Consider the following 14508-nt stretch of genomic DNA (forward strand, 5'->3'; position numbering starts at 1 on the left):
GGGCCGTCAGCGCCTGGCCAAGGCCTTCTGGCCACCGCGGCTGACGCGGGCGCAGCTCACCGTCGCCGTGCTGCTGTGCGTCCTCGGCCTGGGCCTGGCCATCCAGGTCCGGTCCACCAGCGACAACAGCGCGCTGCGCGGTGCCCGGCAGGAGGACCTCGTACGGATCCTGGACGAGCTGGACAACCGCACGAAGCGGCTGGAGGACGAGAAGCGGCGGCTGGAGAACCAGCGCACCGAGCTCGAAAGCAGCTCCAACCAGGCCGCGGAGGCCCGTAAGCAGACCGAGCAGAAGGAGCAGCAGCTCGCGATCCTCGCGGGCACGGTGGGGGCGCAGGGGCCGGGCATCGAGCTCACGGTGAGCGACCCCAAGAACGCCGTCGAGTCCGACAAGCTGCTGGACACTCTCCAGGAGCTGCGGGCCGCCGGTGCGGAGGCCATCCAGATCAATGACGTACGGATCGCGGCCGACACCTATTTTTCGGGCGCGGCGGGGAAGGTGGAGATCGACGGCAAGAAGGTCTCGCAGCCTTACCGGTTCAAGGTGATCGGCAAGCCGCAGGATCTGGAGCCCGCGCTCAACATCCCCGGCGGTGTCGTGCAGACGCTGGAGAAGGAGCAGGCGGGCGTCACGGTCCGGCGGTCTGAGAAGATCATTGTGGACGCCTTGCGCCCGGCGAAGCGGCCTGACTACGCTCGGTCGTCATCGCAGTGAGGCGGGCGGTCATGCGGGCTTCAGAGGGAGGCCATGAGGTTGCGGGGGGTCGGCGCACCAAGTCGAGGGTGCGTGGTGGAAACTGTCTGTTGACCACGGACGTTGTATGGATGTCCAGGTCGGACGGTGTGTGCATCGAGGTTTTGTCCTGCCCCACGGGCGGGTCTGTTTCGGTCAAGGGGAATCGCCCGTGAAGTTGTTTGCGAAGTTGTTCGGCAAGAGCGCACGCCAGGACGGTGGCAGCGCCCGCCACCGCGCGTCGCGTCCGGTGGAGGGCGGCGAGGGCCGGGAGGGCGCCCAGGAGGGGCGTCCGCTGTTCCGGGATCAGGTCGGAGCTCCAGGAGGAGACATTCCGGGCGGGTCGGCTGTTGACCCTGCCGCCACCGGGCGCATAGGTTTCGGGGCACCAGCGACCTCGAGCGCGCACGGAGGGTCTGCCTTGCCGGTATGTACGAGGTGCGGCCACCGGAACGCCGAGGCGAGCCGGTTCTGCTCCAACTGCGGTGCCCCGCTGAGGCCCGGTGCCGTGGCCGAGCGCGCCTCGGAGACCACGTCGACCATCTCGATCTCCGGTCTCGAGGCGTACGACTCCGAGGCCACGGGCCAGACGCCGATCCCGTCGCTCTCTCCGGAGGCGCAGGCGGCGGTCGACGCCCTTCCGCTGGGTTCGGCGCTGCTGGTGGTCCGGCGCGGCCCGAACTCCGGCAGCCGCTTCCTGCTGGACGGCGAGCTGACCACGGCGGGCCGGCACCCGCAGAGTGACATCTTCCTGGACGACGTGACGGTCTCCCGCCGGCACGTGGAGTTCCGCAGAGCCCAGGACGGCAGCTTCACCGTTTCCGACGTCGGCAGCCTCAATGGCACGTACGTCAACCGCGAGCGGATCGACTCGGTGCCGCTGAACAGCGGCGACGAGGTCCAGATCGGCAAGTACCGGCTGGTCTTCTACGGCAGCCAGCGGGGCATCTGACCTTCCCCCCGGGCTTCGTCCCGGGGGGACGCTAGGAAGGGCCATGCTTCGAACACCGTCAGGTGGCACCGGGTCACCCGGTGCCACCGGCGCGGAGGGACGGCTGGTGAGCATCGGTACGGTGCTCAACCTGCTGCGTGAGGAGTTCCCCGAGGTCACCATCTCCAAGATTCGTTTCCTGGAGGCGGAGGGCCTGGTGGAGCCACAGCGCACACCGTCCGGATACCGCAAGTTCAGTACGGAGGACGTGGAGCGGCTCGGCTGCGTGCTGCGCATGCAGCGCGATCACTACCTTCCGCTGCGGGTCATCAAGGAGCACCTGGAGGCGCGGGCCCGGGGCGAGGCGCCGCAGCTGCCCGCCCCCGCGAAGCCCCGTGACGCCGCCCTCCTGGCCGACCACGGCCAGGAGGCCGGTCCGGACGCCGTGATCGACGAGGCCGCCGTCCTCGCGGGCGCCGGGCTCGGGGCGCCCGTGCCCTCTCCGGCCGCACGGCTCGGCCGCGAGGAGATGCTGAGTGCCACTGGTGTCACGGAGAGTGAGCTGGTGGAGTGGGAGTCGTACGGGCTGGTCATCGCGCACCCGGACGGCGGATTCGACGCCGATGCGGTGGCCGTGGCGCGCCTCGTCGCCGACCTGGGCCGTTTCGGTCTGGAGCCACGGCACCTTCGCGTCATGAAGGCCGCGGCCGACCGCCAGGCCGGCCTGGTCGAACAAGTGGTCGCACCGCTGCGGCGGCACCGTAATCCGCAGACCAGGGCGCATGCCGAGGCCACTACGCGCGAGCTCGCCACGCTCTCCGTGCGCCTGCACGCGGCGCTCGTGCAGGCCGCCCTGCACGCGGGCTCGCACTGACCGGCGAGTGCCCGACTACCCAAACCTGCCGGGCACGTCCTAGGGTTGCTGTGTGAACGAGCTCGATGTCGTGGGTGTCCGGGTGGAAATGCCCTCCAACCAGCCGATCGTGCTCCTGCGTGAAGTGGGAGGCGACCGCTACCTCCCGATCTGGATCGGACCGGGAGAGGCGACGGCCATCGCCTTCGCCCAGCAGGGCATGGCCCCGGCCCGTCCGCTGACCCACGACCTTTTCAAGGACGTGCTGGAAGCGGTCGGCCAGCAGCTCACGGAGGTCCGCATCACGGACCTGCGTGAGGGTGTCTTCTATGCGGAGCTCGTCTTCGCCAGCGGCGTGGAGGTCAGTGCCCGGCCGTCCGACGCCATAGCGCTCGCTCTGCGCACCGGCACGCCGATCTACGGCAGCGACGGGGTGCTGGACGACGCCGGGATCGCCATCCCGGACGAGCAGGAGGACGAGGTCGAGAAGTTCCGCGAGTTCCTCGACCAGATCTCGCCGGAGGACTTCGGCACCAGCAGTCAGTGAGCCGGCCGGGGCGCTGTGCGACGGCTTGCCGCAGCGCATCCGATTAGCCCTTCCCGGCACAGAGGCACGCAAAACCACTCTCTGGGTGATTATCACTCGGCGTGCCGAGTGTGGCGATCGTTGACGCACCCCGGGTGACTGCCTACCGTCGAGAGGGCAGGTCAAGGACGGAGGTCGGCGTGAGAAGCATGGGCGACGGGACGGCGGTCGGCAGTCCGTATCCGCTGTTCGGGGGAGCGGTCGAACCGGCACCCCGTCATGCCACTCCGGTGGAGGCCGGCGCACCGCGGGGCCCGGAGGCCGATCTCATCGGCTACCGCGGACCGACGGCGTGCGCAGCGGCGGGCATCACCTACCGCCAGCTCGACTACTGGGCGCGTACGGGTCTGGTGGAACCGAGCGTGCGCCCCGCGCACAGCTCCGGCACCCAGCGGCTCTACAGCTTCCGGGACGTGGTGGTCCTCAAGATCGTGAAGCGGCTGCTGGATACCGGGGTGTCCCTGCAGAACATCCGCACGGCGGTCCAGCACCTGCGCTCGCGCGGCATGGCCGACCTGCCCCGGATGACGCTGATGAGCGACGGCGCCACGGTCTACGAGTGCACCTCGCCCGACGAGGTCGTCGATCTCCTCCAGGGCGGGCAGGGCGTCTTCGGGATCGCCGTGGGCGTCGTGTGGCGCGATGTCGAGAGCGCGCTGTCCCAGCTGCACGGCGAGCGGGTGGACACGGGCGAGACGCTGATCCGCCCCAACCCCTCCGACGAGCTGGCCCGCCGCCGCAACCGCGTCGGCTGACCGCCGCGGCAGGCCTGCGGCCGGCCGTGCGGGACCGCTCCGGCGGGGCGTACGCGGTCGCCCAGCCGCTCGTACGTGAGTGCGATTGTCAGTGGTATGCGGCAGCATCGGTGTCGTGAGAGGCGCGCCGACCATCCTGCATCTCGACATGGATGCTTTCTACGCTTCGGCCGAGCAGGCGGCCAAGCCCAGTCTGCGCGGGAAGCCCGTCGTGGTGGGCGGGATCGGCCCGCGCGGCGTGGTGGCCACCGCGTCCTACGAGGCCAGGGTCTTCGGCATCCGCTCCGCGATGGCCACGGCCCAGGCCCGCAGGCTGTGCCCCAACGCCGCCTACCTCACCCCGCGGTTCTCGCTCTACCGCGAGATCAGCGAAGTGGTCATGGGCCTGCTCGGCGAGCTGTCGCCGCTGGTGGAGCCGCTGAGCCTCGACGAGGCGTTCGTGGACCTGGAGGCCGGCGGCGTCGAGCCCACGCCGGCGGCCGTGCGGGCCGTGGGGGAGCGCCTGCGGCGGGACATCCGGGCGGCCACGGGCCTCAGCGGCTCGGTGGGGCTCGCCGGGTCCAAGATGCTCGCGAAGATCGCCTCCGAGGAGGCCAAGCCCGACGGCCTGGTGCTCATCGAGCCGGGCACCGAGCCGGAACTGCTGGGCCCCATGTCCGTGCGCGTCATTCCGGGCGTCGGCCCGGCCACCGCCGAGACGCTGCGCCGGGCGGGCATCACGACCGTCGCCGAGACGGGCGAGGCAGGTGAGGCGGAGCTCGTGCGGCTCCTGGGCAAGGCCCACGGCGCCGGGCTGTACGCCCTGGCCACGGGGCACGACGACCGTCCGGTCGTCGCCGACCGGGACGCCAAATCCGTCTCCGTGGAGGACACCTTCGAGGAGGACCTGACCGACCGGTCGCGGGTGCAGACGGAGATCTCCCGGCTCGCCGAGCGGTGCGTGCAGCGGCTGCGGGCCGCGGGCAGGTCCGGCCGGACCGTGGTCATCAAGGTGCGCAGCTACGACTTCTCGACGCTGACCCGCTCGGAGACGCTGCGCGGCCCGACGGACGACCCCGCCGTGGTCAAGGAGGCGGCGGCCCGGCTGATCGACGGCGTGGACACCACGGCCGGGGTCCGGCTGCTGGGCGTCGGGGTCAGCGGGCTCGCCGACTACACACAGGAAGACCTCTTCGCGCAGGCCGCGAGCGAGGCGGCGGCGGTGGCGGCCGTTGCGGCCGCTACGGGTGCGGCGGAGGCCCCGCAGGGGCCGGGAGGGGTGCGGGGGGAGGCGGTGGGCGCGGAGGTGAAGCCGCGGCGCTGGCTGCCGGGGCTGGACGTGCGGCACGCCGAGTACGGGGCGGGGTGGGTGCAGGGGAGCGGCGTCGGCCGGGTCACCGTCCGTTTCGAACAGCCCTGGTCGGAGCCGGGCCGGGTACGGACCTTCGCGGTCGACGACCCCGCACTGGAGCCGGCGGATCCGCTGCCCCTCGTACGTCAGGAGCCGGGGGCGGGTCAGCTTGCCGAGCCGCCGGCGGACGGGCCGGCGCCGCGGGGGGCGGCGGATCCCGGCCCGGGGCCGGATCCCGGGCCCCGTTCGGGCGCGGATGCCGTGCCCCGGCCCGTTCCCGGTCCCGGATCCGATCCGGCCACCCGCCCCGGGCCCGGGATGTCCAGCCGGTAGTGGTGGTACAGCTGCAGTTCCTGTTCGGGTGACAGGTGACGGCCCACGCCGAAGTCGGGGGCTTCCTTGATCAGCGCCCGGTCGTACGCCGTGCGCAGGCTGTCTCCGGAGACCTCGCTGGTCGCCAGGGGGATGAAGGCGTCCCGCCGGAAGAAGCCGGTGCGTACGGCCGCCCACAGCGGCTCCCCCGTGGCGTCGTCGAGATAGACCTCGTCCACCGTGCCGATCTTCGCCCCGTCGCGGTCGAAGACCTTCCGTCCGATCAGGCTCCGGGGATCGATGTCGCTCTGCACGGTTCCTCCCTGTATCGGCATCTCCCCCCACGTAAAAACACAAAGCGAGAAGCGGCCACTCGGGAGATCCGGCGGGAAAGCCGCGCTGGTAGGCTGGCGAATGGCCGCAGAATCCGTGCGGGAGAGTCCTCCGGCAGCCCACCCCAGTGGGGCCGACGGAGGCGCCGAAGGAGCAAATCCTCCCCGGAATCTCTCAGGCACCCGTACCGCATGGACGAGGTCACTCTGGAAAGCAGGGCGGGCCCGGTCAGTCAAGCGCCGAAGCCCTTCCTCACCGACGGTGAAAGCCGGGCCGTGCGTTGCGGTCCGGTGAAGCTCTCAGGTTGAGATGACAGAGGGGGAGGCCGTCCGGGTACCCGCGCCGTGGTACCCCTCGCAGGTCGCAACGACCAGGAGGCCTCCGCAGATGACTGCCCACCGCATCGCCCTTTCCGACCTGGAGCGGGACACCCCGTTCGAGCGCCGCCACATAGGTCCCGACGGCGAGGCCCAGGCCAAGATGCTCGCCCAGGTCGGCTTCGGGTCGCTGGACGAGCTCACTGCCGCCGCCGTGCCGGAAGTGATCAAGAGCGTGGGCGCCCTGGCCCTGCCGGAGGCCCGCAGCGAGGCCGAGGTCCTCGCCGAACTGCGGACGCTCGCCGACCGCAACCAGGTCCTCGCCCCGATGATCGGCCTCGGCTACCACGGCACGTTCACCCCGCCGGTGATCCTGCGCAACGTCATGGAGAACCCCGCCTGGTACACGGCCTACACGCCGTACCAGCCGGAGATCTCCCAGGGCCGCCTGGAGGCCCTGCTCAACTTCCAGACCGTCGTCGCCGACCTCACCGGTCTGCCCACCTCCGGCGCCTCCCTCCTCGATGAGGGCACCGCGGCCGCCGAGGCCATGGCCCTGTCCCGTCGCGTCGGCAAGGTCAAGAAGGGCGTCTTCCTCATCGACGCCGACACGCTGCCGCAGACGATCGCCGTGATCGAGACGCGCGCCGAGCCGACGGGCGTCGAGGTCGTCGTCGCCGACCTGAGCGCGGGCATCCCGGACGAGATCGCCGAGCGCGGTGTCTTCGGCGTTCTCCTGCAGTACCCCGGCGCCTCCGGCGCCGTGCGCGACCTCCGCCCGGTGATCGGGCGCGCCCACGAGCTCGGCGCGATCGTCACCGTCGCCGCCGACCTGCTCGCCCTGACCTTGCTGACCTCGCCCGGCGAGCTCGGCGCGGACATCGCGGTCGGCACCACCCAGCGCTTCGGCGTCCCGATGGGCTTCGGCGGCCCGCACGCCGGGTTCATGGCCGTGCGCGAGCAGTTCGCCCGCAGCCTGCCCGGCCGCCTCGTCGGCGTCTCCGTCGACGCCGACGGCAACAAGGCCTACCGCCTGGCCCTGCAGACCCGCGAGCAGCACATCCGCCGCGAGAAGGCCACCAGCAACATCTGCACTGCCCAGGTGCTCCTCGCCGTCATGGCCGGCATGTACGCCGTCTACCACGGCCCCGAGGGTCTGGCCGCCATCGGCCGCCGCACCCACCGCTACGCCGCGATCCTCGCCGAGGGCCTGCGCGCCGGGGGCGTCGAGCTCGTGCACGGCTCCTACTTCGACACCCTGACCGCGCGCGTCCCGGGCCGGGCCGCCGAGGTCGTCGAGGCCGCCCGCGAGCGCGGCGTCAACCTGCGCCTGACCGACGCCGACCACGTCGGCATCGCCTGCGACGAGACCACCACCCGCGCCCACCTGGACTCCGTCTGGGCCGCGTTCGGGGTGACCGGCGACGTCGAGGCGCTCGACGCGGTGGCCGCCGAGGCCCTCCCCGAGGCCCTCCTGCGCACCGGCGACTACCTCACGCACCCGGTCTTCCACGAGCACCGCTCCGAGACGGCCATGCTGCGCTACCTGCGCCGGCTTGCCGACCGGGACTACGCCCTGGACCGCGGCATGATCCCGCTCGGCTCGTGCACCATGAAGCTCAACGCCACGACCGAGATGGAGCCGGTCACCTGGCCCGAGTTCGGCGCGCTGCACCCCTTCGCGCCGGTCGAGCAGGCCGAGGGCTACGTCACGCTCATCACGGAGCTGGAGGAGCGGCTCGCCGCGGTCACCGGCTACGACAAGGTCTCCATCCAGCCGAACGCCGGGTCCCAGGGCGAGCTCGCCGGCCTGCTGGCCGTCCGCGCCTACCACCGCGCCAACGGCGACGAGCAGCGCACCGTCTGCCTGATCCCGTCCTCCGCGCACGGCACCAACGCCGCCAGCGCCGTGATGGCCGGCATGAAGGTCGTCGTGGTCAAGACGGCCGACGACGGCGAGGTCGACGCACAGGACCTGCACGCCAAGATCGAGCAGTACCGCGACGAGCTGGCCGTACTGATGATCACCTACCCGTCGACGCACGGCGTCTTCGAGGAGCACGTCGCCGACATCTGCGCGGCCGTGCACGAGGCGGGCGGCCAGGTCTACGTGGACGGCGCCAACCTCAACGCCCTGGTGGGCCTGGCGGAGCCGGGCAAGTTCGGCGGCGACGTCTCGCACCTGAACCTGCACAAGACCTTCTGCATCCCGCACGGCGGCGGCGGTCCCGGCGTCGGCCCGGTCGCCGTCCGCGCGCACCTCGCGCCGTACCTCCCCAACCACCCGCTGCAGCCCACCGCCGGCCCGGCGACGGGCGTCGGCCCGATCTCCGCGGCGCCGTGGGGCTCCGCAGGCATCCTGCCGATCTCCTGGGCGTACGTCCGGCTGATGGGCGGCGAGGGCCTCAAGCGCGCCACGCAGGTGGCGGTGCTCGGCGCCAACTACATCGCCAAGCGCCTGGAGCCGCACTACCCCGTGCTCTACACCGGCCCGAACGGCCTGGTGGCCCACGAGTGCATCGTCGACCTGCGGCCGCTGACCAAGGCGACCGGGGTGAGCGTCGACGACGTCGCCAAGCGGCTCATCGACTACGGCTTCCACGCGCCGACGATGTCCTTCCCGGTGGCCGGTACCCTGATGATCGAGCCCACGGAGAGCGAGGACATCGCCGAGCTGGACCGCTTCTGCGAGGCGATGATCGCGATCCGAGCCGAGATCGAGAAGGTCGGCTCGGGGGAGTGGGACAAGGACGACAACCCGCTGCGGAACGCCCCGCACACCGCCGCGTCCGTGGCGGGCGAGTGGGAGCACCCCTACAGCCGTGAGGAGGCCGTCTTCCCCGCCGGGGTCTCGGCCGCCGACAAGTACTGGCCGCCGGTGCGCCGCGTCGACGGTGCATATGGCGACCGCAACCTCGTGTGCTCCTGCCCGCCGCTGGAGGACTACGACGGCTGACGGAGCCGTGGGCCTCGGCTGAGGCCCGGCACAAGTCGGGGCCGGTTCGGCGATTTCGCCGGGCCGGCCCCTTTGCGTGCGAGTGGTGCGGTGTTCCCTGTGGTGCAGTGTTCCTGTGGTGCGGTGTGTGAGCGCTGTAGTGCTCCGGTGCTGAGTGCGGTGGTGCGTGAGCTCAGGCAGCGGTCACCACGTTTCCCGTGTCCAGCGGCCGGTGCGGTGCGATGATCTGGCCGTCCGGCAGCAGCTCACCGGTGTCCTCGAAGTGCAGGACTCCGTTGCACAGCAGACTCCAGCCCTGCTCGGGGTGGTGCGCCACGAGGTGCGCGGCTTCCCGGTCGGCGGAGTCGGCTGAGGGGCACGTGGGCTGGTGCTGGCACATGGGTGGGTTCTTTCGCTGTGATGTGGTGGCTGTCCTGCGGCTCGATTCGGTGTTCATGCCGCCCCCCGTTGGCGAATCGGTTGGTCGATACCAGTGTTGCCCCACGGGCGTGATTCCGCAGGGATTTCCCGGCAGCGCTCCTCACTCGTTGGAGACGCATCACCCATGCGGGCGGTTGCTTCCAACATGACTGTCCGGCCGGGTGGTTACCGGTGGTCGGAGTGGGCTAGTCCGGGAGGGTGAGTACATGTGTGCGCCCCGCGGCGGCAGGCCGCGGGGCGCCGGGGAAGGGAGGGGGTGTCAGACCGCCGGACCGGCTCCTCAAGCGGGGGTCTTCAGCAGCGGGGCGGGGGTCAGGCGGAGCGTCAGGACCGGCATCAACTCGGCGAAGCGGTGCGGGCGGTGCGCGGCGATCCCCGGTGGTGCCGGCGCGAGCGGCACGAGCAGGTCACCCGGGCCGGTCAGGCCCGAGGCGGGATCGGCGGCGATGTCCCCGTGCAGCCAGAGCGTGAGCATATAGAGCCCGGGCACGGACAGCAGCCGGGGCTGGTACGGCGTCGGAAGCGTCTCCGCCTGCCGCAGCGCGCGTTCCGTGGAGACGAGGTAGGGGCCCTCGCAGAAGTGCGAGAACGCCCAGCCGTCCGCAGTCCGCACCGCCTCGCCCGCGGCCACCACGCCCTCGGAGCCGCGGATCGGGAACCGCCAGCCGGTGAGCCGGCTGCGCGGTGCGCCCCCGCGGCCCGCCGTCTGCTCCAGGACGTGGACGGGCAGCGGGAGTTCGGGGGTCAGCGGCCCTTGCGCGGCCTTCAGCGACGGAGTGCGGGCCTCGCGGACGGCGGAGGGGGAACCGAGGGCGCTCAGAACACTGCGCAGGGCAGGCGCAGGGGCAGGGGGGACATGCAGCGGCATGGTGGGTCGCCTCTCACTTCGGAGACACGTGGTGCTTGGGCAGGGTGCGGACGACGCTGTCGGCGTGCGGGGTCAGAGGGGGGCCGGGACCTTACCGGCTGCCGGGGCCGTGGCGCCTACTCTCCGCCTCGTCCCCGAAGTTTATACGACACGTGTTCACATGGTGTTTCGGCTAGCTGTCGCCGGTATTTCCGGCAAGGGGATATCAGGGCCTCATCCGAGGGTGATTTCGGTGATTCTGTGCCGAGTAGGGGCACGCCACCTCGTATTGTGCCCCGGGCAGGGTAGGCCGAATCTCGTCGGTGTTTATCACCAGCGCTATCACCGGCGCTGTGCCTGCGCTATAGGCAAAGCGCGGTGATCCATCATGCCGACGGAATGTGCCACCGGATGCGTTGCCGAGAGCGTAGCGGGTATGTGGTCCCGGCGGGGCGTTATCGATCACATTGGCTGGGCATCATCGACCGTGACGCGAGCGGCCGGCGCCGCGACGACCCATGTGAGGAGGGACCCTGCGATGGGGGACAAGGTCGTGGCCGGGAGCGTCGACCTCGCCGACCGACAGCGCCACCGGGCAAAGCTCCGGCAGTGCCTGGAAGCGCTGGGGAGACTGCTGGAAGAGAAGCGTTTCGACCGTCCCAGGAATCTCATGGGCCTGGAGATCGAGCTGAATCTCGCGGGGGCCGACGGGATGCCGAGCATGGTGAACGCCGAAGTGCTCGAGCGTATCGCGAGCGGTGATTTCCAGACCGAACTCGGCCGGTTCAACCTGGAAGTGAATATTGTTCCGCACCGGCTGTCCGGGAGCGTCCTGGACCAGCTTGCCGAGGAGTTGCGGACGGCTCTCTCCTATGCCGATCGCAAGGCCATGGAGGTCGATTCCGGGATCGTGATGATCGGTATTCTGCCGACCCTGGAGGACCGTCACCTGGTCTCGGCGAACCTCTCCGCGGACGAGCGCTACGCCATGCTGAACGCGCAGGTGGTGGCCGCCCGGGGCGAGCACTTCACGATCGACATCGAGGGCGTCGAACGACTGACCTGCACCGCGGAGTCGATCGCCCCCGAAGCCGCGTGCACGTCCGTGCAGTTGCACCTGCAGGTGACGCCCGGGCGGTTCGCCGCCGTGTGGAACTCCGCGCAGGCGGTGGCGGCGGCGCAGATCGCCGTCGGGGCCAACTCGCCCTTCCTCTTCGGCCGGGAGCTGTGGCGCGAGTCCCGTCCGCCGCTGTTCGTCCAGTCCACCGACACCCGCCCGCCCGAGCTCACGGCTCAGGGGGTGCGGCCGCGCACCTGGTTCGGGGAGCGCTGGATCGATTCTGCGTATGAGCTGTTCGAGGAGAACCTGCGCTTCTTCCCGCCGGTGCTGCCGATCTCCGACGACGAGGAGCCGGTGCGCGTCGTGGAGGAGGGCGGCGTGCCGATGCTGCACGAGCTGACGCTGCACAACGGGACGGTCTACCGCTGGAACCGGCCGGTCTACGGGGTGGCCGACGGCGTACCGCACCTGCGGGTGGAGAACCGCGTGCTGCCCGCCGGCCCCACCGTCACCGACGTCATCGCCAACACCGCCTTCTACTACGGGCTGGTCAGGGCGCTCGCCGAGGAGCCGCGGCCGGTGTGGACCAGGCTGCCGTTCCGCGTCGCCGCGGAGAACTTCGACGCGGCCTGCCGGCACGGCATCGACGCCTGGCTGCGCTGGCCGAAGGCGGGCCGGGCGGGCACGCTGGAACGCCGGCCGGCCGTCCGGCTCGTCCAGGAGGAGCTGCTGCCGCTCGCGGCGGCCGGGCTGGACGCCTGGGGCGTGGAGCCCTCCGACCGCGACCGCTACCTCGGGGTCATCGAGGGCCGCTGCCGGAGCCGCACCAACGGGGCGTCGTGGCAGGCCGCGGCCTATCACCGGGCACTGGAGCACGGCATGGACCGTCACAAGGCACTGGCCGTCACCACCCGGCGCTACTGCGAGCTGATGCGCACCGGTGCCCCGGTGCACACCTGGCCGGCCGGCCCCGGCGACTGACACGTCCTCCCCTCCCGTACCCCCTGGCCCACCGGCCGCGGGGCGTCGGGCAAGCTGTGACGGCGGCCGCCGGTACGGGCGGCGGCCGGCGGAGCGTCGCCCCGCCGCCGGGGCGGGAGGAAGCGGAGGCACAGGTGCGGCAGAACGCGCAGGGCGAGGACGGCATCCTGCCCGGAGCCCGGACCGGCCCGGTTCCCGGCGAAGCCGCCCGGCGGCGCACCCTGCGCAGCGAGACGCTCCTGGTCCTGGCGCTGTCGCTCGGGGCCAGCGCGGTGTCGTCCCTGATCAGCTTCGTCGGCGCGCTCACCAGGCCGGGCGGGCTCCGGGACCAGGCCGCCAACCTCAACGCCTCGCACGCCCCCGGGCGTCCGTGGCTCGACCTGTCCTGGCAGGTGTTCGGCATCGCGACGGCGCTGGTGCCCGTGCTCCTGGTGGCGCACCTGCTGGTGCGCGAGGGCGCGCCGGGACTGCGCGCGGTCGGTTTCGACCGGGACCGCCCCGGCTTCGACCTGACCCGCGGCACCGGGGTGGCGGCCGCCATCGGGGGCACCGGCCTGCTGTTCTACCTCGGCGCCCGGGCCGCGGGCTTCAACCTGACGGTGGTGCCGGAGTCGCTGCCCGACGTGTGGTGGAAGATCCCCGTCCTTGTCGCCTCGGCCGTGCAGAACGCGGTGCTGGAGGAGGTCGTGGTCCTCGGGTACCTGCTGCGCCGGCTGGGGCAGCTGGGCTGGACCCCGGTGGCGGCGCTGGCGGCGAGCGCCGTGCTGCGCGGTTCGTACCACCTGTATCAGGGCGTCGGCGGGTTCATCGGGAACATGGTGATGGGCGTGGTCTTCGTCCTGCTCTACCGGCGGTGGGGGCGGGTCGGGCCGCTGGTGGCCGCGCACGCACTGATCGACATCGTGGCGTTCGTCGGCTACGCGCTGCTCGCGGGCAAGGTGGGCTGGCTGCCCACGGCCTGACGCCGTTCCCGCTCCCGGCCCTTGTACGCGAGCAGGCCGCTTTCCTACGCCAGCAGGTCACCCTCGATGACGGTGACGGCTGAGCCGGTCAGCAGCGTGCGGTCGCCGCGCAGGCCGGTCCGCACCAGGCCGGTCCGGGCGGAGGCCTGCAGGCCCGTCAGGTCGTCGCGGCCCAGCCGTCCGGACCAGAAGGGCGCGAGCGCGGTGTGCGCGCTGCCGGTGACGGGGTCCTCGTCGATGCCGACGTTCGGGAAGAAGCAGCGCGAGACGTAGTCGTAGCCGCGCGCGGGGTCCTCGGCCGGGGCGGTGGCGATGATGCCGCGGCGCGAGTGCCGGCCGAGGGCGCGGACATCGGGCGCCAGGGACCGTACGGCCTTCTCGTCGGCCAGCTCGACCAGCAGGTCGCCGATGTGCGGACCGGTGTCGTACGTGCTGAGGACCTCGGCGCCCAGGGCCTCCGTCACGCCGTCGGGGAGGGCGACCGGGGCGATCGGTGCGGTCGGGAAGTCCAGCGTGATCGAACCGTCCTCGTGCGCCGTGGCGGTGAGGACGCCGCAGCGGGCGGCGAAGCGGACGGTGCCGGTGGCGGCGCCCGTGGTGTGCAGGACGTGCGCGGTGGCGAGCGTGGCGTGGCCGCACATGTCGACCTCGGTGAGGGGCGTGAACCAGCGCAGCGCCCAGTCCGCGCCCCGCGAGGCGTCGGCGAGCGGGCGGGCGAAGGCGGTCTCGGAGAGGTTGACCTCGGCGGCGATCCGCTGGAGCCGGTCGTCGTCGGGGAACTCCCCGGAGTCGAAGAGGACGACCCCGGCCGGGTTGCCGGCGAAGGGGCGGTCGGTGAAGGCGTCGACGATTCGAATGCGCATGGCCGGACGCTACGGGCGTGAAGAACCCGCAGGCCAGAGCCAATTCACGAAATGTGGCCCGGCCGGGGGCGCCGGTGAGGTGCGGGAGGGGCATTGCCATGACCGCGGTAGCGATATATCGTTGACGTGTCGCGACCGATACGCGACCGATCAACGACAGTTTTGGTGATCGGCGGAGCGCAAGGATGGGAGGAGCGCCATGTGGCGTTCTCGTGGACATGAGCATCATGGACCCGGCCATCACGGTCCGGGCGACTTCGACCGGCGGC

Annotated in this window: 12 protein-coding genes, 1 pseudogene and 1 riboswitch; of the genes and pseudogenes, 9 read left to right on the top strand and 4 right to left on the bottom strand. The window is 71.6% G+C overall.

The features are described from left to right. The 6 genes from V7793_RS20980 to V7793_RS21005 all read left to right on the top strand — a co-directional run. On the top strand, positions 1-715 hold a 715-nt coding region (locus tag V7793_RS20980; RefSeq protein ID WP_336008756.1), incomplete at its 5' end, for a DUF881 domain-containing protein. A gap of 106 nt (positions 716-821) precedes the next feature. Next, positions 822-1685, top strand: a complete 864-nt coding sequence (locus V7793_RS20985) for an FHA domain-containing protein (RefSeq protein ID WP_079109993.1) — start codon at positions 822-824, stop codon at positions 1683-1685. A gap of 43 nt (positions 1686-1728) precedes the next feature. Continuing rightward, positions 1729-2538: a transcriptional regulator FtsR gene (gene ftsR / locus V7793_RS20990; RefSeq protein ID WP_336008757.1), complete on the top strand. Its 810-nt coding sequence runs from the start codon at positions 1729-1731 to the stop codon at positions 2536-2538. Between the two features lie 52 nt (positions 2539-2590). Continuing rightward, positions 2591-3064 (top strand): bifunctional nuclease family protein, encoded by a 474-nt coding sequence (locus V7793_RS20995; RefSeq protein WP_014058684.1) that lies wholly within the window; start codon positions 2591-2593, stop codon positions 3062-3064. Between the two features lie 188 nt (positions 3065-3252). Next, positions 3253-3858: a MerR family transcriptional regulator gene (locus V7793_RS21000; RefSeq protein WP_443057956.1), complete on the top strand. Its 606-nt coding sequence runs from the start codon at positions 3253-3255 to the stop codon at positions 3856-3858. A 115-nt stretch (positions 3859-3973) separates the two neighbouring features. After that, the gene (locus V7793_RS21005) at positions 3974-5521 is read left to right on the top strand and encodes a DNA polymerase IV (protein ID WP_443057955.1); all 1548 of its coding nucleotides are present in this window, start codon (positions 3974-3976) and stop codon (positions 5519-5521) included. Here V7793_RS21005 and V7793_RS21010 read toward each other — a convergent pair. Further along, positions 5476-5835 (bottom strand): annotated as a pseudogene (locus V7793_RS21010) (PRC-barrel domain-containing protein); the annotation flags it as partial. The gene V7793_RS21005 and the pseudogene V7793_RS21010 overlap by 46 nt on opposite strands. Positions 5836-5922: 87 nt before the next feature. Further along, positions 5923-6033: riboswitch (glycine riboswitch) on the top strand. Between the two features lie 187 nt (positions 6034-6220). Between V7793_RS21010 and gcvP the strand changes: the two are divergent. Continuing rightward, positions 6221-9106: an aminomethyl-transferring glycine dehydrogenase gene (gene gcvP, locus V7793_RS21015; RefSeq protein ID WP_336008773.1), complete on the top strand. Its 2886-nt coding sequence runs from the start codon at positions 6221-6223 to the stop codon at positions 9104-9106. A 172-nt stretch (positions 9107-9278) separates the two neighbouring features. On the opposite strand, the gene V7793_RS21020 is transcribed toward gcvP, so the two are convergent. Continuing rightward, complete coding sequence (locus tag V7793_RS21020; protein ID WP_058041342.1) at positions 9279-9485, bottom strand: DUF5999 family protein; 207 nt, start codon at positions 9483-9485, stop codon at positions 9279-9281. 321 nt (positions 9486-9806) lie between these two features. Further along, entirely contained in the window at positions 9807-10394 is a 588-nt protein-coding gene (locus V7793_RS21025; protein WP_336008776.1) for a hypothetical protein, read from the bottom strand. A gap of 517 nt (positions 10395-10911) precedes the next feature. Between V7793_RS21025 and V7793_RS21030 the strand changes: the two genes are divergently transcribed. Both V7793_RS21030 and V7793_RS21035 read left to right on the top strand, forming a co-directional pair. Beyond that, the gene (locus V7793_RS21030) at positions 10912-12414 is read left to right on the top strand and encodes a glutamate--cysteine ligase (RefSeq protein WP_336008778.1); all 1503 of its coding nucleotides are present in this window, start codon (positions 10912-10914) and stop codon (positions 12412-12414) included. Between the two features lie 164 nt (positions 12415-12578). Further along, positions 12579-13376, top strand: coding sequence for a CPBP family intramembrane glutamic endopeptidase (locus V7793_RS21035; RefSeq protein WP_336008781.1), 798 nt, complete (start codon positions 12579-12581; stop codon positions 13374-13376). Between the two features lie 44 nt (positions 13377-13420). On the opposite strand, the gene V7793_RS21040 is transcribed toward V7793_RS21035, so the two are convergent. Further along, positions 13421-14239: a PhzF family phenazine biosynthesis protein gene (locus V7793_RS21040; protein ID WP_336008779.1), complete on the bottom strand. Its 819-nt coding sequence runs from the start codon at positions 14237-14239 to the stop codon at positions 13421-13423. Positions 14240-14508 lie beyond the last annotated feature (269 nt).

The organism is Streptomyces sp. KLMMK, assembly GCF_036961605.1.
GTDB classification, from domain to species: Bacteria; Actinomycetota; Actinomycetes; order Streptomycetales; family Streptomycetaceae; genus Streptomyces; species Streptomyces telluris.

Excerpts from the sequence above, each read along its gene's own strand:
- V7793_RS20985 (WP_079109993.1), top strand. The coding sequence starts at position 822 with ATGGATGTCCAGGTCGGACGGTGTGTGCATCGAGGTTTTGTCCTGCCC.
- ftsR (WP_336008757.1), top strand. The coding sequence starts at position 1,729 with ATGCTTCGAACACCGTCAGGTGGCACCGGGTCACCCGGTGCCACCGGC.
- V7793_RS21000 (WP_443057956.1), top strand. The coding sequence starts at position 3,253 with ATGGGCGACGGGACGGCGGTCGGCAGTCCGTATCCGCTGTTCGGGGGA.
- gcvP (WP_336008773.1), top strand. The coding sequence starts at position 6,221 with ATGACTGCCCACCGCATCGCCCTTTCCGACCTGGAGCGGGACACCCCG.
- V7793_RS21020 (WP_058041342.1), bottom strand. The coding sequence starts at position 9,485 with ATGTGCCAGCACCAGCCCACGTGCCCCTCAGCCGACTCCGCCGACCGG.
- V7793_RS21025 (WP_336008776.1), bottom strand. The coding sequence starts at position 10,394 with ATGCCGCTGCATGTCCCCCCTGCCCCTGCGCCTGCCCTGCGCAGTGTT.
- V7793_RS21030 (WP_336008778.1), top strand. The coding sequence starts at position 10,912 with ATGGGGGACAAGGTCGTGGCCGGGAGCGTCGACCTCGCCGACCGACAG.
- V7793_RS21040 (WP_336008779.1), bottom strand. The coding sequence starts at position 14,239 with ATGCGCATTCGAATCGTCGACGCCTTCACCGACCGCCCCTTCGCCGGC.